The following is a 19,420-nucleotide window of genomic DNA, read 5'->3' as shown; positions in this document are numbered from 1 at the left end:
GCGGGTCTCCGGCGCGGCCGGGGCCCCAGGAGGCGGCCCCGCGCGCGTGCGGCACCGCGGCCGGGCGCGCAGCATGGAAGTACGGCCGTCCTGCCCGCCGCCGCACCAAGGCGATCACCGCGGCCGGCGCCGGTCGGGTGCGGCCGGCGCGCCCGCGCACACCTGGAGCCCCCATGTCGCCCCTCGCGGTCCCCGGCAGGCCCCGGGCCGCCTCCACCGCGGCCTTCGCGGCGGCCCTGGCAGCCGTCCTGGCCGTGCTGCCGAGCGGCGCGGCCCACGCCTTCACCGGCGCCAACCACGAGGACATCACCCGGGCGGCGCTGCCCTGGGAGCCACTCACGCTGACGGCGATGGCCGACGCCCACGACGGGGCGATCAACGCCAACGACCGCCGCCCCTACTTCGAGGTCGGCCCCCTGCACTGCGACAACGCCGACCACCTCGCCCCCCGGTACTCCGCCGACTACCCCCGCACCCGGGACGAGGCGAGCACGGAGCTCCTCGCCTGCATCCGTACGTCCGTCGCCCGCTTCCGCAACGCGGTCCGGGCCGCCGACGGCCTCGTGGGCACCGACGGCGCGGTGCGCGCCGACCAGAGCGACCTGTCCACCCCCTGCACGTGGGACGAGAAGCCCGGGCGGGCCAAATGCGCCGTCCTCGAACAGCTCGGCCGCGGCTGGCACCAGATCGAGGACTTCTACGCGCACTCCAACTGGAGCGACCGGCCCGCCGCGGGTCCGGTCGGCCTCGACAACCCGCCCGGCCTGGACCGTACGGACCACCCGCCGTTCCTCGACATCCGCCGCTACAGCGCCATGAAGGACGCCGACTGGACCCGGGACGCGCGCGGGCGCATCCCCGAGGACCTCACCACCGGCTGCTACCCCGACATCGATTCCACCGGCGTCGAACCGGCCGACTGCGACGGGCGCGTCGCCCACACCCCGACCCTGAACAAGGACACCGCCGCATCCGCACGCGCCGGGACGGGCGACGACTTCCGCCGCGCGACGGCCGGAGCGACCGCCGAACTCACCCGCCAGTGGAACGACTTCAAGGCCGAGCTGCTCGCGGCCTACCCCGATCACGGGCGCGGCGCCCGGATGGTCTGCGCCATCGTCCACGACGACCCGGCGGCCGCCTGCCCCTGACCGGCCTGAGCCGGTCAGGGGCAGGCGGCGAGAAGCACGGGCATCGATCGCGGCGTCAGGCGGCCTGAGGGCTGAAGGTGAACATCTCGTCCGCTCCCGGCTGTACGACGCCGTAGCTGCTCTCCGGCACCTCGTTCCAGGCGCCGGGCAGGTCACCGAGGGGCTCGGACACGATGAGGCGGGTCTCGTCGGAGACCTCCTGCAGGAACTCGACATCGGGGTGCAGGGTGCGCAGGGTGTCCACACGGCTGCTGTAGAACAGCGACCTGGACTCGCCCTTGCTGGAGTAGCGGAAGGCCCACACGCGCACGCCGTCGGTCACGGCGACCGTCATCTGGAGCGGGAACTCCACACCCTTCTCGTGGCCGATGCGTTCCACGGTCCCCGCCATCCGCGCAACGGCGCCGGGCGGGTCCTGTTCCAGGCCGAAGGTGAGCGCGAGGTAGAACATCATCTCGGAGTCCGTCGTTCCCTCGATGCCGTTGAACAGCTGGGGGTCGACGAGCAGGAACAGCTCGCGTCGCATGAGGTGGAAATCCGCGATGGACCCGTTGTGCATCCACAGCCAGCGGCCGTGCCGGAAGGGGTGGCAGTTCGTCTGCTGCACCGCCGTTCCGGTCGACGCCCGGATGTGGGCGAAGAACAGCGGGGATTGGACGTGGTCCGCGATCTCCCGCAGGTTGCGGTTGTTCCAGGCGGGTCCCACGTCCCGCAGGACCGCCGGAGTGCCGTTCGCCGCGTACCATCCGACGCCGAACCCGTCGCCGTTCGTCGTCTCCACGCCCAGTTTGGAGTGCAGGCTCTGATCGATGAGCGAGTGCGCCGGCTTGTACAGGATGGTGTCGAGCAGGAGAGGCGTCCCCGAGTAGGCCAGCCATCGGCACATGAATGATCACCCGTTCCTCGTTCTCCAGTGCGGTCCGGCGGTGGTCCGAGGAGCAGACTCCAGCGGCGTTCGGAAACGGATCTCGGATCTCGGATCTCGGAGTCTGATCGCGGGACGGCGGTGACCGCCACCGCCGAGCCGGCCCCGCTTTTCCCGGAACCTCAGGGAGGACCGGTTCGTGTCACTTCCGGCCGTTCCGGGCCAGAGCCGGGGATCACGCCGACGCGTCCTTCCGGCCATCCCATGGTCGTCCCTTCACCTGGTGATCGCCACGCGGGCGGGACGGCCTCACGCCGGGCGGGCCCGGTACGGCCGTGCGGCGTACGCCGAGGGTGTCCGTCCGGGCCGTTGATCCACGGGTGCGGCGGATGGCGGACCGCCCCGCGGGTGCGGGTGACGCGGTCCGTGCCGGCGGTGGAACCGGCGCCTGCGACCGCACCCTCCGGCCGGCCGCCGCCGCTGCGGTGGGACACCTGACGGCCAGAAGACCGCCCCCCTCTCCCTGGGCACTTGGTGCATCTACCGGCCCGGACAACTCGCAAGCCGCTTCCCCGACCTGCGCACCACCGCGGGACGGCTGTTCTTCGCCGGCGCCGACTCCGCGATCGGAGGGCGCTCCTTCATCGACGGCGCGATCCAGAGCGGCTACCACGCCGCCCGCCCCATCGACGACTACCTCACCACGGGCAGCCGGCAGACGGGAAGCGCCGCCGACCGTCACGGGGTACGGGGCGGGCCGTCACTCCCGTCGGGGCGGGCCGGCCGGTCAAGGCGTTGCCGGCCCCGTTTGACCGCGTTGGCGAGGAGCCGGGCGGCCACGCCGAGCAGCAGCAGGTTCAGCGTGATCTGCCCCGTCGTCAGCACCCGGGCAGGCTCGCTGCGCGCGGTGACGTCACCGAACCCGACCGTGCTGAACACCGTCATCGAGAAGTACAGGGCGTCGGTGCGCGACAGGGGTTCGCTGAAGCTGCCGGAGGAGCTGTGTTCCATCAGGAAGCAGGCCGCGGCGAACAGCAGGACGAACAGCGGCACGGTGATCGCCATGGTCTCCATGGCCTTCAACCCGGGCCGCGGAGACAGCGTGATCCGGTAGATCTGCCAGGACAGGAGCACCACGACGGCCGTGATGCCACCGACGAGCGCGAGGACGGTGGTGGCCGTGAACGCCGAATCCATGGGCAGCAGGTAGTAGGCGACCACGAGGAGCACCATCGTCGCCAGCGAGCGCGCGGCGGCCAGCAGCGCCTGCCGACGGTGACCACCCGAGTTCCCGATCACGACTCCACCCCGACCGCAGCCTCTGCCCTGGGCCCAACCTCCCGGGTGGGACGGGCAATGTGCGGCAGACACACCATGAGGTCACCGACATGGCCGCTCACGTGTCCGCCGCCTGCGGGCGCCCGCACCGAGGACCGCGTCGGAGGTGGGGCCACACGAGTGATCGGGGCCGGAACCGGCAGGGCGGACGGTGGCGCGAGCCGGGTCCGCGGCGGTCCTCGTTCGACGTCGGGACGGCATGCGCGTCCGCGTCCGCATACTCGCCGAGGAGTGGGTGGTGACCGCTGGTCGTCAGGGAGCGGGTCCCCCTCACCCGGAAGGCCTGGGTCACCGCCAACACCGGTCCGGCACTGCTCGTATGGCTCCTGGTGATCATGCCTGCCGTGATCGGCGCACAGGACTCCCACCAGCCCGTCTCGACGGCCTACCTGCTGACCGCCAGCCAGAGTCTGGTCCTCGGGCCCCTGCTCGGCCTGTCGCAGTCACTGGTCCTCCTCAAGGTCACCGCCCGCTGGAAGTGGTGGATCGGGGCCAGCCTCGCCTCCTGGCTCATCGTCGACGCCGTCATCCACCTGCTCTCGCGAGGGACCGCCGACCTCGATGTCCTGACGGGCGACGGATCGCTGGTGGAGCTCTACCTCAGCCTGATCGCGACCACGCCGCTGACCGTCAGGGCCCTGCTGTGGGTACTGGCCCCCCCAGGGGGCTACCAGTCCTTGACGACGGCCGCGGCTCCGGTGCCGGGGGTGAGGCTGGTGCCCAGGACCACGACGAGGGTGATCGCGGCGAGGACGCGACCCGCAGGGCGACGTGCCGATCCGCCTGGGCGTCCCCTGGAACGCGAAAGGCGGCCCCGGAGGGCCGCCAAGATCACCGAGGTGACTCACGCCGCCAGCAAAGATGCTGACCAGATCGTTTCTGCACACCTGGTGTGCGGTGGGGCGGGTGGGACTCGAACCCACGGCCGACGGATTATGAGTCCGCTGCTCTAACCGGCTGAGCTACCGCCCCTTCACGGCGTGGCGCGTACATGTGTGCGCGCCGTCTGCCGCAGCATAGCCGCTCATACGATCTCCTGCCTCGGATGCCTCGCATGATCGGCTTCGCCTGCTCAGGGAGACCGTTCTGAGGGCTGCCCGGTTCCAGAACCAGGGCAAAAAGAAAGAGGACCTCGCGTGAGGCCCTCTTCTTTCACGCTCCCCCGACTGGACTCGAACCAGTAACCTGCCGGTTAACAGCCGGCTGCTCTGCCAATTGAGCTACAGGGGACTGCGCTCCCCCGACTGGACTCGAACCAGTAACCTGCCGGTTAACAGCCGGCTGCTCTGCCAATTGAGCTACAGGGGATTGCTGCGGTGCACCGAACAGCCCACCTCCGGCCTTGCTGGAGGGGCGAGCGCCCGTTGCGAGTCATAGATTAGCGCAAGCAGGGGGGTGCTCCGCCAATCGGTATCGCCAGCGGGCCGGGCACCACACGACGAAGGGTGGCAGGCATGCGGTACAAGGTCACGTTCGTGGTCGGACTGGCCCTCGGATACGTCCTCGGAACCCGCGCGGGACGCGAGCGTTACGAGCAGCTGAGGAAGTCCGCGCGCGGAATCGCGCAGAACCCCGCGGTGCGCAATGCCGCCGAGAGCGCCGGTCAGACGGGGCGCGAGCTCGCCGGGAAGGCCTTCGCCGCCGTGAGCGACAAGGTCGGCGACGCGGTGCCCGCCTCCCTGTCCGGGCGGGTGCGGGGACTGCGCGACCGGGCCGGCGCCGGCTCCGAGGATGAATGGGGCACGAGCAACACCTGAACCACGGGAAGCGGGCGGGATCCGGCGCCTCCGGGCGGCGGATCCCGCCCGTGCGTGCGGCAGAATTCTCCGCATGGGGATAGTCGCCGGGCTGGACAGCTCTTCCGCCTTCACTCGCATCATCGTCTGTGACACCGATACGGGTGCCGTGCTGCGCCAGGGGTACGCCCCGCATCCGCAGCCCGCGGGCGATCCCGAGAGCGTCCACCCCCACGAGACCGACCCGCAGGCCTGGCTGCTCTCCCTCGGCGAGGCCGCCGGCGGCGGGCTCCTCGAAGGCGTGCAGGCCATCGGCGTCTCCGCGCAGCAGCACGGGCTGCTGCCGCTGGACCAGCAGGGCGCCCTCGTACGTCCGGCCCTGGTCGGCAACGACAAGCGCGGCCAAGTCGCCGCCGCGGACCTGATCGAGGCGTTCGGCGGCCGGCAGGCCTGGGCCGAGGCCGTCGGGTCCGTCCCGCACTCCGCCCAGCCGGTGGCGAAGCTGGCCTGGCTGGCCCGCACCGAGCCGGAGGCGGCCCGCCGGGTGGCCGTACTGATGTCCGCGCACGACTGGCTGGTCTGGCAGCTGCTGGGCCGGCCGGCCCGGAGGACCACCGACCGGGGCGGCGCCTCGGGCACCGGCTACTGGTCGCCGGCCACCGGTTCCTACCGCCCCGACCTGGTCGAGCTGGCGCTCGGGCACATGGCGCTGCTGCCCGAGGTGCTCGGGCCGGCCGAAGCCGCCGGGATGACGCCGGAGGGGCTGCTGATCTCCGCCGGCACCGGGGAGACCATGGCCGCCGCGCTCGGACTGGGCCTCGGCCCCGGTGACGCGGTGGTCTCGCTGGGCGCTTCCGGTTCGGTGATGGCCGTGCACCGCGAGGCCCTCTCGGAGCCGGGCGGGCTGATCACCTCGCTGGCCGACGCGAGCGGCATGCACCTGCCGGTGGTGAACACCTCCAACGCCGTACGGGCGCTGCGCGGCACCGCCGAGCTGCTGGGCACCGATCTGGAGGGGCTGTCCGAGCTCGCGCTGAAGTCGACGCCGGGCGCGCACGGCCTCGTACTCCTGCCGTACCTGGAGGGTGAGCGGACCCCGAACCTGCCGCACACCGCCGGGACCCTGTCCGGTCTGCGCCGGGACTCGATGAAGCCGGAGCACCTGGCGCGGGCCGCGTTCGAGGGCATGCTGTGCGGGCTGGTCGACGCGCTCGACGTGCTGCGTTCGCGCGGGGTGGAGATCCGCCGGGTGTTCCTGCTGGGCGCGGCGGCCGAGCTGCCCGCCGTACAGGCCGCGGCACCGGGGTTGTTCGGGACGCAGGTCGTCGTACCGGCTCCGGCCGACTACGCGGCGCTGGGTGCGGCGCGGCAGGCCGCGTGGGCGCTCGGGGTGCAGCAGGGCACGCTGGCCCCGCACACCCCGCCGGTGTGGCCTGGTCCGGCGGCGCAGGTCTTCGAGCCGGGCGAGGAGTACCCGGCCTGGCAGGCGGTGCGCCAGCAGTACATCGCGACGCGGGAGCAGATCCACCCGGGGGCGTTCCAGGGCTGAGCGGCGACGTACGTCCGGGACGCGGGGTCTACTGCCGTTGGAGTAGGTCCGGTGGCCGGTCTACTCCTTTTGACCGGCCTTTGCGAAAACCGGTGGGGATCGGTCGTGCGGTGGCCGAAGATGGAGTGAACCCCCTCGATCTTGCCGACCGGAGCCTGCGCGTGCTCATACGACTTCTGCGGACCCATCTGAGTCCGTACCGGAAACCGATCGCCCTGCTGGTCCTGCTGCAACTGCTGCAGACCAGTGCGAGCCTCTACCTGCCCACGCTGAACGCCGACATCATCGACAACGGTGTCGTCAGCGGGGACACCGGCTACATCCTTCGCTTCGGCGCGCTGATGCTCGGCGTCTCCCTCGTCCAGCTCGTGTGCAACTGCGGCGCCGTGTACTTCGGCGCCCGTACCGCGGCCGCCGTCGGCCGCGACATCCGTGCCTCGGTCTTCGACCGGGTGCAGAGCTTCTCCGCGCGCGAGCTCGGCCAGTTCGGCGCGCCCTCGCTGATCACGCGTACGACGAACGACGTGCAGCAGATCCAGATGCTGGTCCTGATGACCTTCACGCTGATGGTCTCGGCGCCGATCATGTGCATCGGCGGCATCGCCATGGCGCTCTCGCTCGACGTGAAGCTGTCGGGCGTGCTGCTGGCCGTGGTCCCCGTCCTCGGTCTGTCGGTCGGCGCCATCGTCCTGCGGACGAGGCCGCTGTTCCGGAAGATGCAGGTCCGCCTGGACACCGTGAACCGGGTGCTGCGCGAGCAGATCACCGGCAACCGCGTGATCCGCGCCTTCATCCGCGACGACTACGAGAAGGACCGGTTCCGGGAGGCCAACGCCGACCTGACCGGGGTCTCCCTGGCCGCCGGCAAGCTGCTCGCGCTGATGTTCCCGACCGTGATCGTGGTCGTGAACATCTCCAGCGTCGCGGTCATCTGGTTCGGCGCGATGCGCATCGACAGCGGCGGCATGGAGATCGGCCAGCTGACGGCCTTCCTCGCCTACCTGATGCAGATCGTCATGTCCGTGATGATGGCCACCTTCATGTTCATGATGGTGCCGCGCGCCGAGGTCTGCGCCGAGCGCGTCCAGGAGGTCCTGGACACCGAGTCGAGCGTGGTCCCGCCCGCCGACCCCGTGCGCGAGCTGCTCGTCCGCGGCCGGCTGGAGCTGCGCGGCGCCGACTTCCGCTACCCGGGCGCCGAGGCGCCGGTGCTGCGCGGGGTGGACCTGGTGGCCCGCCCCGGCGAGACCACCGCGGTCATCGGCTCCACCGGCAGCGGCAAGTCCACGCTGCTGGGCCTGGTCCCGCGGCTGTTCGACGCGACCGGCGGCGATGTGCTGGTCGACGGTGAGGACGTACGCCGCCTCGACCCGGAGCTGCTGGCCAAGACGGTCGGCATGGTCCCGCAGAAGCCGTACCTCTTCTCCGGAACCGTCGCCTCCAACCTGCGGTACGGGCGTCCCGAGGCCACCGACGAGGAGCTGTGGCACGCGCTGGACGTGGCCCAGGCCAAGGGCTTCGTGTCCGAGCTGGAGGGTGGCCTGGACGCGCCCATCACCCAGGGCGGAACGAACGTCTCCGGCGGCCAGCGCCAGCGCCTGGCCATCGCCCGCACGCTGGTGCAGCGCCCGGAGATCTACCTCTTCGACGACTCCTTCTCCGCGCTCGACTACGCGACGGACGCGGCGCTGCGCGCGGCGCTCTCCCGCGAGACGGAGGAGGCGACGGTGGTCATCGTCGCCCAGCGGGTCTCCACGATCCGCGACGCCGACCGGATCATCGTGCTGGACGAGGGCCAGGTCGTGGGCGAGGGGCGCCACCACGAGCTGATGGCCGACAACGAGACCTACCGGGAGATCGTGCTCTCCCAGCTGACGGAGGCGGAGGCCGCATGAGCGGGCCCGGAGGACGGATGATGATGGGGCCGGCCGAGCGGTCCATGGATTTCAAGGGCTCGGGCAAGCGGCTGCTGAACCAGATCGCGCAGGACCGGGGCAGGCTGTGGGGCATGGTCGCCGCCGTGTTCGGCAGCGTCGCCTGCTCGGTCGTCGGTCCGAAGATCCTCGGTGAGGCGACCGACCTGGTGTTCGCGGGGATCGTCGGCCGGCAGATGCCGGCCGGGATCACCAAGGAGCAGGCGCTGGACGGGCTGCGCGCCAAGGGCGAGGGCGGGATGGCGGACATGCTGTCCGGCACCGACTTCACCCCCGGCGAGGGCATCGACTTCGGTGCCGTCGGGGTCGTGGCGATCTGGGCGCTGATGGTCTTCACCCTCGCAGGCCTGCTCATGCTGGTCGCGACGCGGCTGTCGAACCACATCATGAACGGCACCGTGTACCGGATGCGCGAGGAGCTGCAGGCGAAGCTCTCGCGGCTGCCGCTGTCGTACTTCGACCGGCAGAAGCGCGGCGAGGTGCTCAGCCGCGCCACCAACGACATCGACAACATCGGGCAGACGCTCCAGCAGACGATGGGCCAGCTGCTCAACTCGCTGCTGACGATCGTCGGCGTGCTGGCGATGATGTTCTGGATCTCTCCGCTGCTGGCCCTGGTCGCGCTGGTGACGATCCCGGTGTCGGTCTTCGTCGCGGCGAAGATCGGCAAGAAGTCGCAGCCGCAGTTCGTGGCGCAGTGGAAGTCGACGGGCGCGCTCAACGCGCACATCGAGGAGATGTACTCGGGCCACACCCTGGTCAAGGTCTTCGGCCGGCAGAAGGAGTCCGCGGCGGTCTTCGCCGAACAGAACGAGGCGCTGTACCGGGCCTCGTTCAAGGCCCAGCTGGTCAGCGGGATCATGCAGCCGGTGATGTTCTTCATCTCGAACATCAACTACGTGCTGGTGGCGGTCGTCGGCGGTCTGCGGGTGGCCTCGGGCACGCTGTCGATCGGTGACGTGCAGGCCTTCATCCAGTACTCGCGCCAGTTCTCGATGCCGCTGACGCAGGTCGCGTCGATGGCGAACCTGGTGCAGTCCGGCGTGGCCTCGGCGGAGCGGGTGTACGAGCTGCTCGACGCCGAGGAGCAGGAGCCCGACGCCGAGGTTCCGGAGCGCCCGGAGCGGATCCGCGGCCAGGTCACGCTCGACAAGGTGGCCTTCCGCTACGAGCCGGACAAGCCGCTGATCGAGAACCTGTCGCTGATGGTCGAGCCCGGCCACACGGTCGCGATCGTCGGCCCGACGGGTGCCGGCAAGACCACGCTGGTGAACCTGCTGATGCGGTTCTACGAGGTCACGGGCGGCGAGATCGCCCTGGACGGGGTGGACATCGCGAAGATGACCCGCGAGGAACTGCGCGGCGCCATCGGCATGGTGCTCCAGGACACCTGGCTGTTCGGCGGCACCATCGCGGAGAACATCGCGTACGGCGCCGCGCGCGAGGTCACGCGCGCCGAGATCGAGGAGGCGGCGCGGGCCGCCCACGCGGACCGGTTCATCCGCACCCTGCCGGACGGCTACGACACCGTGCTGGACGACGAGGGCGCGGGCGTCAGCGCGGGCGAGAAGCAGTTGATCACCATTGCCCGGGCGTTCCTGTCGGACCCGGTGATCCTGGTGCTCGACGAGGCGACGAGCTCGGTGGACACCCGTACCGAGGTGCTGATCCAGAAGGCGATGGCGCGCCTCGCGCACGGCCGTACGTCCTTCGTGATCGCGCACCGGCTGTCCACGATCCGCGATGCCGACGTGATCCTGGTGATGGAGAACGGCTCGATCGTGGAGCAGGGCACGCACGGGGAGCTGCTGGAGGCGGAGGGCGCGTACGCGCGCCTGTACGCGGCGCAGTTCGCCCAGGCGGTGGCCGAGGTCGACTAGCGTCGGGGTCTCGGTTTGGCGTGGGGGTGCCCTCGGGACGGGGGCACCCCTTCTCCGTACCGGGCTCGGCTCCGGTCTGCGCACTCAGTCCAGGTAGCCGCGGAGCTGGTCGGCGAAGGCGTGGTCGCGGAGCTTGTTGAGCGTCTTGGATTCGATCTGCCGGATCCGTTCGCGGGTCACGCCGAAGATCCGCCCGATCTCCTCCAGGGTGCGGGGCCTGCCGTCGGCCAGGCCGTAGCGCAGCTGCACGACCTTGCGCTCGCGCTCGCCGAGGGTGGACAGCACCGCTTCCAGGTGCTCGCGGAGCAGGAAGAAGGCGGCGGACTCCATGGGTGAGGCGGCGTCCCCGTCCTCGATCAGGTCGCCGAGGGCGACGTCGTCCTCCTCGCCGACCGGTGCGTGGAGGGAGACGGGCTCCTGGGCGAGGCGCAGCACCTCCAGCACCCGCTCGGGGGTCAGCTCCAGGTGGACGGCGACCTCTTCGGCGGTGGGCTCGTAGCCGCGCTCCTGGAGCATGCGGCGCTGGACACGGACGACCCGGTTGATCAGCTCGACGACGTGGACGGGCACGCGGATGGTGCGGGCCTGGTCTGCGAGGGCCCGCGACATCGCCTGCCGGATCCACCAGGTGGCATAGGTGGAGAACTTGTAGCCGCGGGCGTAGTCGAACTTCTCGACGGCCCGGATGAGTCCGAGGTTCCCCTCCTGCACGAGGTCGAGCATGGTGAGCCCGCGGCCCACGTAGCGCTTCGCGACGGAGACGACGAGCCGCAGGTTCGACTCGATGAGGCGCCGCTTGGCCATCCGGCCCATGACGACGAGCTTGTCGAGATCGAGGGCGAGCCGCAGGTCGAGGTCGGGGCTGTTGCCCAGTTTCTCCTCGGCGAACAGGCCGGCTTCGACGCGGCGCGCGAGCTCGACCTCCTCGGCGGCGGAGAGCAGCGGGATCCTGCCTATCTCCCGCAGGTACTGGCGGAACAGGTCGGCGGAAGGGCCCGCTCCGCCGGTGTCGGCGCGCCGGCGCGGCGCGGGCACCTGCTCGATGAGCTCCAGTACCTCCGGCTCTTCGGGCTCCTCGTCCACGGCCTCGACCTCGGGCTCTTCGCCCGCGGCGGCCTCGGTTTCTTGGACGGGCGGGCTCACGTTGACGGTCAGGATCCGGGTCTGCACGGGGGCGACCTCCAGGGCTCCGAGGACGGGGGCACCGCACCTCAGTGTGGGGTACGACACATCACTGCCACGAGGGGCGTGCGTGCACTTTCTGAGTCCGGTGCGTGACCGGATGGTTACCCCCCGCCGGGAATCCCGATGCGGACCGGACGCATGTCCGAGAAGTTCGAGCCCGTACGTACGCCCCCCCGGGTCGCGCCCCGGGGCGCCGGCGCAGCCGGCCGCCGGACGGAAGTGACCGGCGGTCAGGCCGGCTCGACGCGGACCGCGCACACCTTGAATTCCGGCATGCGGGACACGGGGTCGAGGGCCGGGTTGGTCAGGGTGTTGGCGCGGCCTTCGCCCGGCCAGTGGAACGGCATGAAGACCGTGTCCGCGCGGATGGAGTCCGTGATGCGGGCCGGGGCCACGGCGCGGCCGCGGCGGGAGACGACCGCGAGCGGGGCGCCCTCGACCGCGCCGATACGGGCCGCGAGGCGCGGGTGGATCTCCACGAAGGGGCCGGGGGCGGCCGCGTTGAGCTCGTCCACGCGGCGGGTCTGGGCACCCGACTGGTACTGGGAGACGACGCGGCCGGTGGTGAGCAGGACCGGGTACTCGGCGTCCGGGACTTCGGCCGCGTCGCGGTGGGAGACGGGGGCGAAGCGGGCCCGGCCGTCGTCGGTGGCGAAGCGGTCGAGGAAGAGGCGCGGGGTGCCGGCGTGGGAGCCGTCCGGGCAGGGCCAGAAGACGCCCTGTTCGGCTTCGATGCGGGCGTAGGAGATGCCCGAGTAGTCAGCGGGCCCGCCGGCCGAGGCGCGGCGGAGCTCCTCGAAGACCTCCTCGGGGTCGGTCGGGAAGCCCTTCTCGATGCCGAGGCGGCCGGCCAGGCCGTGCAGGACTTCCAGGTCGGTGCGCACGCCCGGCGGCGGGGTCAGGGCGCGGCGGCGCAGCAGGACGCGGCCCTCCAGGTTGGTGGTGGTGCCGGTCTCCTCCGCCCACTGGGCGACGGGGAGGACCACGTCCGCGAGGGCGGCCGTCTCGGAGAGGACCACGTCCGCCACCGCGAGGAAGTCCACGGAGCGGATGCGGTCTTCGACGTGGGCGGCGCGGGGGGCCGAGACCACGGGGTTCGAGCCCATGAGGAGGAGGGCCTTCACCTCCGTGCCGAGGGCGTCGAGGAGTTCGTACGCGCTGCGGCCGGGCGCGGGCAGGCTGGCCGGGTCCACGCCCCAGACCCCGGCGACGTGCGCCCGCGCGGCCGGGTCGGCGAGCTTGCGGTAGCCGGGGAGCTGGTCGGCCTTCTGGCCGTGCTCGCGGCCGCCCTGGCCGTTGCCCTGGCCGGTGAGGCAGCCGTAGCCGGAGAGCGGGCGGCCGGCGCGGCCGGTGGCCAGGCAGAGGTTGATCCACGCGCCGACCGTGTCGGTGCCCTTGGACTGCTGCTCGGGACCGCGGGCGGTCAGGACCATCGCGGAGGACGGCGCGCAGAACAGGGCGACGGCCTCGCGGAGTCGGGGTACGGGCACGCCGGTGATCCGCTCCACCAGCTCCGGCCAGTGCGCCATGGCCGCGGCGCGGGCCTGCGCCCAGCCGGTGGTGCGCCCGGCGATGAACTCCTCGTCGGTGCGGCCCTCGGCGACGACCAGGTGCAGCAGGCCGAGGGCGAGGGCGAGGTCCGTCCCGGGGCGCGGGGCGAGGTGCAGGTCGGCCTGTTCGGCGGTGCGGGTCCGGCGCGGGTCGACGACGATCAGCGTGCCGCCGTTCGCCTTCAGTTCGGTGAGGTAGCGCAGGGCGGGCGGCATGGTCTCGGCCGGGTTCGAGCCGACCAGGACGACGCAGCCGGTCCGGGGGATGTCCTCCAGGGGGAAGGGGAGCCCTCGGTCCAGCCCGAAGGCCCGCTGGTGGGCGGCGGCCGCCGAAGACATGCAGAAGCGGCCGTTGTAGTCGATCTGCGAGGTCCGCAGGGCGACGCGGGCGAACTTGCCGAGCGCGTAGGCCTTCTCGTTGGTCAGCCCGCCGCCCCCGAACACCCCGACCGCGTCGGGTCCGTGCGCGCGGCCCGTGCGGGCGAGGCCCTCGGCGACGGCGTCGAGGGCCTCCTCCCAGGTGGCCGGCTCCAGCCGTCCGGTGGCGTGGGTGCGGACGAGCGGCCCGGTCAGGCGCACCCGGGAGGAGAGCACGGCGGGGGCGGTCCGCCCCTTGCCGCACAGCGCGCCCCGGTTCACGGGGAAATCGGCCCGCTCCTCCACCACCACGCTCGCGCCGCCCGGCTCAGGACGGAGGTTCATCCCGCATTGCAGCGCGCAGTACGGGCAGTGCGTGGCGGTGGCGGAATCCGGGGTGTGCATACGGCCCAGCCTGCGCCGCCGGTGTTACACCGACCGCCGCCCCCGGTTACGCGCCCCGTACGACCACCTCAGCACGCCCGCCGACGCCCGGTGAGGACGCGGACGGCGGCTACTCCTGCCCGGTGAGGTTCCGTATCGGAGGGCCGGCCGTCCAGCCGCCGTCCACGGCCAGCTCGGCGCCGGTGATGTACGCGGCGGCGTCGGAGAGGAGGAAGGCGACCGCCGCGGCCGTCTCCTCCGGGGCGCCGACGCGGCCCATCGGGGCGCCGGGGAAGAGGCCCTCGCCGGGCCGGATTCCTAGGGGGGCGGTCATCGGGGTCAGCGTCATGCCCGGGTGCACCGAGTTGACGCGGATCCCCGCCTCCGCGAGCTCGACCGCGCCGATCTTCGACAGGCCGCGCACACCCCACTTGGAGGCCCCGTACCCGGCGGTGAGCGCCAGGCCCATGAGTCCGGCCGCCGAGGAGATGTTGACGACGGAGCCGCCGCCGTTCGCCCGCAGCAGCGGTATCGCGGTCTTGATGCCGATGAAGGTGCCGACCAGGTTGATCTCGACGACCTGCCGGAAGTGCTCGACGCTCTCGTGCTCCAGGAGCTGCCCGGTGGCTATCCCGGCGTTGTTCACGAGCCCGTCGATCCGTCCGAACCGGGCCACCGCGTGGTCGAGGGCGTCCCGCCAGTCTGCCTCGCTCGTGACGTCGTGCCGCAGGAACCGCGCCGCCTCGCCGAGCTTCGCGGCGGTCGAAGCGCCCTCCGCTTCCAACACGTCGGTGATCAGCACGCGGCCGCCGCCGTCCACGACGGCCTGCGCGGCCGCCGCGCCCAGCCCGCGCGCTCCCCCGGTGATGACGACGGTCTTGCCGGTCAGATCCGCAACGGCCACGTTCCCCACCTCTGACAGACTCGTATATGACTAATCAGCATAACCATCCGACGGCGCGTCAGTCTGCCAGAGCGGCCAGGACCCGCGACACCCCCTGCTCCTTCGGCCCCAGGAACCGCGGCTCCGGCTTGAAGGCCGCGTCCAGCGCCGCCTTGCCCGCCGCGAAGACCTCGCGCGTGCCGCCGTAGTACCAGGTCGCGTCGTGCTCGTCGTCCACCCCGACCCCGTACGCGTCCAGACCCGCCGCACCGCACAGCGCTACGGCCCGGCGTATGTGGAAGCCCTGACTGATCAGCACCGCCCGCTTCACCCCGAAGATCTCCTTGGCCCGGACGCACGAGTCCCACGTGTCGAACCCGGCGTAGTCGCTGACGACGCGGTCCCCCGGCACACCGTGGGCCGTCAGGTACGTCCGCATCGCGTCGGGCTCGTCGTACTCGGTGCGGCTGTTGTCCCCGGTGACGAGCACGACCTTGGCCTTGCCCGTGCGGTACAGCTCCACCGCGGCGTCGAGCCGTCTGGCCAGGTACGGGGTCGGCTTCCCGTCCCACAGCCCCGCACCGAACACCACCGCCACCTCGGCGGCCGGCGCGTCGGCCGTGCTCCGCAGCCGGTCCGCTGCCGCCGCGTGCGTCCACGCCGAGGGCAGCAGGAACAGCACGCACCCGGCCACCACCGCCTGGACGGCCCGCCGACGCCCCGCCACCGTGCCCGTCCAGCCCGGCATCAGCTTCCGCTTCATGGTCGATCCCCCCGTTGCACCACGCCTCGTTCGCACACATTGACGATCCACGCCCGCGCCCCAGTTCCCCTCCCCCCGCCTTTCACTCGTACGAATGAGCGGGTGAGCACCCGGTAAACACCCGTCACCCCTGCGCAACGCCACCGACATCTGCGGCCCGCAGGATCGGTTCATGACGGAGCTGGTGCACCCTCCCGAGTCCCTGTCCCTCCCCTTTCCCCCCGCCACCGCCACGGAGCTGCTGACCCGGATCACCACCCAACTCGGGGCGCAGCTCAGCGGATTGCGCCCCTGGCGCCCGGCGGGGGGCCGGTCCGACGGAGCCCCCGCATGCAGCCCACCCTCGTCGCCGTCGCCCACGGCAGCCGCGACCCCCGCGCCCTCCCCACCGCCTCGGCCCTCCTCGACCGGATCCGCGAGCTCCGCCCCCGCCTCGACGTCCGGCTCGGCCACATCGAGCTGAACCGGCCGCTGCTCGGCGAGACCCTCCGCGCCACCACCGGAGCGGCCGTGCTCGTCCCGCTGCTCCTCGGCCGCGGCCACCACGTCAAACGGGACCTCCCCGCGGCCGCCGCCCGCGCCGCCCACCTGCGCACCCGCGTCGCCGCCCCGCTCGGCCCGCACCCCCTGCTCGTCGAGGCCCTGTACGAGCGGCTCCTGGAGGCCGGCTGGGCGGCCGGCGCGAGCACGGCCGTCGTCCTCGCCGCCGCGGGCTCCCGCGACCCCGACGCGGCGGCAGACACCCGCCGCACCGCCGCCCTGCTCCGCGAACGCCTCGGCGGCGCGCCCGTCGTACCCGCCTACGCCTCCGCCGCCGCCCCCACCGTCCCCGACGCCGTCCGCGCCCTCGCCGCCCGCGGCCACCACCGGATCGCGGTGGCCTCGTACTTCACCGCCCCCGGCCGCTTCGCCACGCAGTGCGCCGCCGCCGCGCCCGGCCCGGCGGCCGCCCCCCTCGGCGACCACCCGGCCCTGGCCCGCCTCGTACTCCAGCGCTACGACGAAGCCCTGGCCCGGGAGCTCCTCCCCCCGCCCGCCGGGGCCCCGCTGGAACTGGCCACCGCATAAAGACCCCGTTGACGCGGATTGCTCAGATTGGTCGCATTGTCGGTGTTCCCGGTTACCGTCTGAGCATGGAAGGCATGGAACGCACCGGTACCGCACCCCTCCCGCACCCCGACCCGGACGCCCCCGGCGCCCCGTACGACGCGTCCGACACCGAGCGCTGGGCCGCCGAGCCCGACAAACGCCCCGGCCGGACCGCCTTCCAGCGCGACCGGGCCCGCGTGCTGCACTCCGCCGCACTGCGCCGCCTCGCCGGCAAGACCCAGGTGGTCACCCCGGGCAGCCGCTCGTACGACTGGGACGCCAGCCCCCGTACCCGCCTGACGCACTCCCTGGAGTGCGCCCAGGTCGGCCGCGAGCTGGGCGCGGCCCTCGGCTGCGATCCGGACCTGGTCGAGGCGGCCTGCCTCTCGCACGACATGGGCCACCCGCCCTTCGGGCACAACGGCGAGGAGGCGCTGAACGAGTTCGCCAAGGACTGCGGCGGCTTCGAGGGAAACGCCCAGTCGCTGCGCCTGCTGACCCGCCTGGAGCCGAAGCGGTTCGTGCCCGACCCGGCCACCGGCGAGCTCGTGAGCGTCGGCCTCAACCTCACCCGCGCCTGCCTGGACGCCGCCACCAAGTACCCCTGGGCCCGCGGCGGCCACCCCACCGACCCCGACTCGGTCAAGTTCGGCGCGTACGACGACGACCTGCCGGTCTTCGAGTGGCTGCGGCGCGGGGCGCCCGCGGACCGCAAGTGCTTCGAGGCCCAGGTGATGGACTGGTCGGACGACGTGGCGTACTCCGTCCACGACTTCGAGGACGGGCTGCACGCCGGGCACCTCGACCCGAACCTCCTCTTCGCCGAGCCCGAGCGCACGGCCATCTGGCGGGTCGCGATCGGCCGGTACGTGCCGGCCGACACGGAGCCGGAGGAGCTGCGCGAGGCGCTCGACCGGCTGATGGAACAGGAGTGGTGGCCGCACGGGTACGACGGGTCGGCCGTCGCCCAGGCCCGCCTCAAGGACGCCACCAGCCAGCTGATCGGCCGGTTCTGCCTGGCCGCCGAGGGCGCCACCCGCGAGGCGTTCGGCTCCGGCCGGCTGACCCGGTACGCGGCCGAGCTGGTCGTCCCGCGCGAGGCGCGCAACGAGTGCGCGGTCCTCAAGGCGGTGGCCGACCTGTACGTGATGCAGCGCGACGAGCAGGAACGGCTGCGCGCCGACCAGCGCATCGTCCTGGCCGAACTCGCCGAGGCCCTCAGCGCGCGGGCGCCCGAGGGGCTGGACCCGCAGTTCCGGGCGATCTTCGACGCCGCGCCCGACGACAGAGCGCGCAAACGCGCGGTCATCGACCAGATCGCGGCGCTCACGGACGCCTCCGCGCGCTCCCTGCACGCCCGGCTCACACGGCGCACGCGCCGCCCTGTCGGGTGAGCCGATCGGGCCATTCCCCCTTCACGCGGCAGGCTCGGTGCGGGACGCTCGCATGTGGTCGCATGTGGCGGAGAGGTTATGAGGAGGCATCAGGTGGTCGACGCACACCGGACATTCGTCATCGTCGGCGCAGGGCTCGCCGGGGCCAAGGCGGCGGAGACGCTGAGGTCCGAGGGGTTCACGGGGCGGGTGATCCTGGTCGGCGACGAGCGCGACCATCCCTACGAACGGCCCCCGCTGTCCAAGGGGTACCTCCAGGGCAAGGAGGAGCGCGACAGCGTCTTCGTCCACGAGCCGTCCTGGTACGCGAAGGCGGACATCGAGCTGCACCTCGGCCAGCCCGCCGTCCAGCTGGACCGGGAGGCCCGCAAGGTCGTCCTCGGTGACGGCACGGCGCTGCACTACGACAAGCTGCTGCTGGCCACCGGGGCCGAGCCGCGCCGCCTCGACATCCCGGGCACGGAGCTGGCCGGGGTGCACCACCTGCGCCGGCTCGCCCACGCCGAGCGGCTGAAGGGTGTCCTGGCCACCCTCGGCCGGGACAACGGCCACCTGCTGATCGCGGGCGCCGGGTGGATCGGCCTGGAGGTCGCCGCCGCGGCCCGCGGGTACGGGGCCGAGGTCACCGTGGTCGAGCCGCTGGCGACCCCGCTGCACGCGGTGCTCGGCCCGGAGATCGGCCGGCTGTTCGGGGACCTGCACGCGGAGCACGGGGTCCGCTTCCACTTCGGCGCGCGGCTCACCGAGATCGTCGGGCACGACGGCATGGTGCTCGCGGCCCGGACCGACGACGGGGAGGAGCACCCGGCGCACGCCGTGCTCTCGGCGATCGGGGCGGCTCCGCGCACCGCGCTCGCCGAGACCTCCGGGCTGGCCCTCGTCGACCGGCAGCACGGCGGTGGCATCGCCGTGGACGCCTCGCTGCGGACCAGCGATCCGAACGTGTTCGCCGTCGGGGACGTGGCCGCGGCGCACCACCCGCTGCTCGGGACCCGGCTGCGGGTGGAGCACTGGGCGAACGCGCTCAACGGCGGCCCGGCCGCGGCGAGGGCGATGCTGGGCCAGGAGGTCGCGTACGACCGGGTGCCGTACTTCTTCTCCGACCAGTACGACGTGGGCCTGGAGTACTCGGGGTACGCCCCGGCGGGCGGCTACGACCAGGTGCTGATCCGCGGCGACGTGGCCAAGCGGGAGTTCATCGCCTTCTGGCTGTCGGACGGGCGCGTGCTGGCCGGGATGAACGTGAATGTGTGGGATGTCACCGAGCACATCCAGGCCCTGATCCGGTCGAAGGCGCCGGTCAACCGCGAGGCGCTTGCGGACCCGTCGGTTCCGCTGGACTCCCTGGTGGAGGGGTAGGGG

At 72.4% G+C, this 19,420-nt stretch carries 14 protein-coding genes, 3 tRNA genes and 1 pseudogene; 9 read left to right on the top strand and 9 right to left on the bottom strand.

Features of this window, described 5'->3' with window-relative positions; all coding sequences use genetic code 11:
- Window positions 1-173: 173 nt before the first annotated feature.
- Window positions 174-1,151, top strand: a complete 978-nt coding sequence (locus tag K7B10_RS27070) for a hypothetical protein (protein ID WP_229339918.1) — start codon at window positions 174-176, stop codon at window positions 1,149-1,151.
- Between the two features lie 55 nt (window positions 1,152-1,206).
- Here the strand turns inward: K7B10_RS27070 and K7B10_RS27065 are convergent, their stop codons facing one another.
- Window positions 1,207-2,037 carry a class II glutamine amidotransferase gene (locus K7B10_RS27065; protein WP_229339916.1) on the bottom strand — a complete coding sequence of 277 codons (831 nt, stop codon included), beginning with the start codon at window positions 2,035-2,037 and terminating at the stop codon, window positions 1,207-1,209.
- A gap of 427 nt (window positions 2,038-2,464) precedes the next feature.
- On the opposite strand from K7B10_RS27065, the pseudogene K7B10_RS41665 reads away from it, so the two are divergent.
- Window positions 2,465-2,686: pseudogene (locus K7B10_RS41665) on the top strand (FAD-dependent oxidoreductase); the annotation flags it as partial.
- Between the two features lie 68 nt (window positions 2,687-2,754).
- On the opposite strand, the gene K7B10_RS27060 reads toward K7B10_RS41665, so the two are convergent.
- The 4 genes from K7B10_RS27060 to K7B10_RS27045 form a co-directional block, all read right to left on the bottom strand.
- Complete coding sequence (locus K7B10_RS27060) at window positions 2,755-3,315, bottom strand: potassium channel family protein (protein ID WP_229339914.1); 561 nt, start codon at window positions 3,313-3,315, stop codon at window positions 2,755-2,757.
- A gap of 937 nt (window positions 3,316-4,252) precedes the next feature.
- A tRNA-Ile gene (locus K7B10_RS27055) sits at window positions 4,253-4,326 on the bottom strand.
- Window positions 4,327-4,511: 185 nt separating this feature from the next.
- A tRNA-Asn gene (locus K7B10_RS27050) sits at window positions 4,512-4,584 on the bottom strand.
- 5 nt (window positions 4,585-4,589) lie between these two features.
- Window positions 4,590-4,662: transfer RNA gene (locus K7B10_RS27045), tRNA-Asn, on the bottom strand.
- Between the two features lie 146 nt (window positions 4,663-4,808).
- On the opposite strand from K7B10_RS27045, the gene K7B10_RS27040 reads away from it, so the two are divergent.
- The 4 genes from K7B10_RS27040 (at window position 4,809) to K7B10_RS27025 (ending at window position 10,453) form a co-directional block, all read left to right on the top strand.
- Window positions 4,809-5,111: a YtxH domain-containing protein gene (locus K7B10_RS27040; RefSeq protein WP_229339912.1), complete on the top strand. Its 303-nt coding sequence runs from the start codon at window positions 4,809-4,811 to the stop codon at window positions 5,109-5,111.
- A 73-nt stretch (window positions 5,112-5,184) separates the two neighbouring features.
- The gene (locus tag K7B10_RS27035) at window positions 5,185-6,639 is read left to right on the top strand and encodes an FGGY family carbohydrate kinase (RefSeq protein WP_229339910.1); all 1,455 of its coding nucleotides are present in this window, start codon (window positions 5,185-5,187) and stop codon (window positions 6,637-6,639) included.
- Window positions 6,640-6,800: 161 nt separating this feature from the next.
- Window positions 6,801-8,534 (top strand): ABC transporter ATP-binding protein, encoded by a 1,734-nt coding sequence (locus tag K7B10_RS27030; RefSeq protein ID WP_229339908.1) that lies wholly within the window; start codon window positions 6,801-6,803, stop codon window positions 8,532-8,534.
- Window positions 8,531-10,453, top strand: a complete 1,923-nt coding sequence (locus K7B10_RS27025) for an ABC transporter ATP-binding protein (RefSeq protein WP_229339906.1) — start codon at window positions 8,531-8,533, stop codon at window positions 10,451-10,453. Before K7B10_RS27030 ends, K7B10_RS27025 begins: the two co-directional genes overlap by 4 nt.
- Window positions 10,454-10,537: 84 nt before the next feature.
- On the opposite strand, the gene K7B10_RS27020 is transcribed toward K7B10_RS27025, so the two are convergent.
- From K7B10_RS27020 to K7B10_RS27005, 4 genes are all read right to left on the bottom strand, one after another.
- Window positions 10,538-11,683, bottom strand: a complete 1,146-nt coding sequence (locus tag K7B10_RS27020) for an RNA polymerase sigma factor (RefSeq protein ID WP_372481470.1) — start codon at window positions 11,681-11,683, stop codon at window positions 10,538-10,540.
- A gap of 185 nt (window positions 11,684-11,868) precedes the next feature.
- Window positions 11,869-13,950: a molybdopterin oxidoreductase family protein gene (locus K7B10_RS27015; protein WP_229339902.1), complete on the bottom strand. Its 2,082-nt coding sequence runs from the start codon at window positions 13,948-13,950 to the stop codon at window positions 11,869-11,871.
- A 109-nt stretch (window positions 13,951-14,059) separates the two neighbouring features.
- The gene (locus K7B10_RS27010) at window positions 14,060-14,833 is read right to left on the bottom strand and encodes a glucose 1-dehydrogenase (protein ID WP_229339900.1); all 774 of its coding nucleotides are present in this window, start codon (window positions 14,831-14,833) and stop codon (window positions 14,060-14,062) included.
- A 58-nt stretch (window positions 14,834-14,891) separates the two neighbouring features.
- A complete protein-coding gene (locus K7B10_RS27005; protein ID WP_229339898.1) occupies window positions 14,892-15,575 on the bottom strand; it encodes a SanA/YdcF family protein in 684 nt (227 codons plus the stop codon).
- Between the two features lie 330 nt (window positions 15,576-15,905).
- Between K7B10_RS27005 and K7B10_RS27000 the strand changes: the two genes are divergently transcribed.
- The 3 genes from K7B10_RS27000 to K7B10_RS26990 all read left to right on the top strand — a co-directional run bounded on the left by K7B10_RS27000 (window position 15,906) and on the right by K7B10_RS26990 (window position 19,417).
- Window positions 15,906-16,643 carry a sirohydrochlorin chelatase gene (locus K7B10_RS27000; RefSeq protein WP_229339896.1) on the top strand — a complete coding sequence of 246 codons (738 nt, stop codon included), beginning with the start codon at window positions 15,906-15,908 and terminating at the stop codon, window positions 16,641-16,643.
- Window positions 16,644-16,708: 65 nt separating this feature from the next.
- The gene (locus K7B10_RS26995; protein WP_229339894.1) at window positions 16,709-18,058 is read left to right on the top strand and encodes a deoxyguanosinetriphosphate triphosphohydrolase; all 1,350 of its coding nucleotides are present in this window, start codon (window positions 16,709-16,711) and stop codon (window positions 18,056-18,058) included.
- A 93-nt stretch (window positions 18,059-18,151) separates the two neighbouring features.
- On the top strand, window positions 18,152-19,417 hold the full coding sequence (locus K7B10_RS26990; RefSeq protein ID WP_229339892.1) for an NAD(P)/FAD-dependent oxidoreductase: 1,266 nt from the start codon (window positions 18,152-18,154) through the stop codon (window positions 19,415-19,417).
- The last annotated feature ends 3 nt before the right edge of the window (window positions 19,418-19,420 follow it).

The sequence above is a fragment of the Streptomyces flavotricini genome, from assembly GCF_020639365.1.
GTDB lineage: Bacteria > Actinomycetota > Actinomycetes > Streptomycetales > Streptomycetaceae > Streptomyces > Streptomyces flavotricini.
This window is presented reverse-complemented; position numbering and strand designations above follow the sequence as displayed.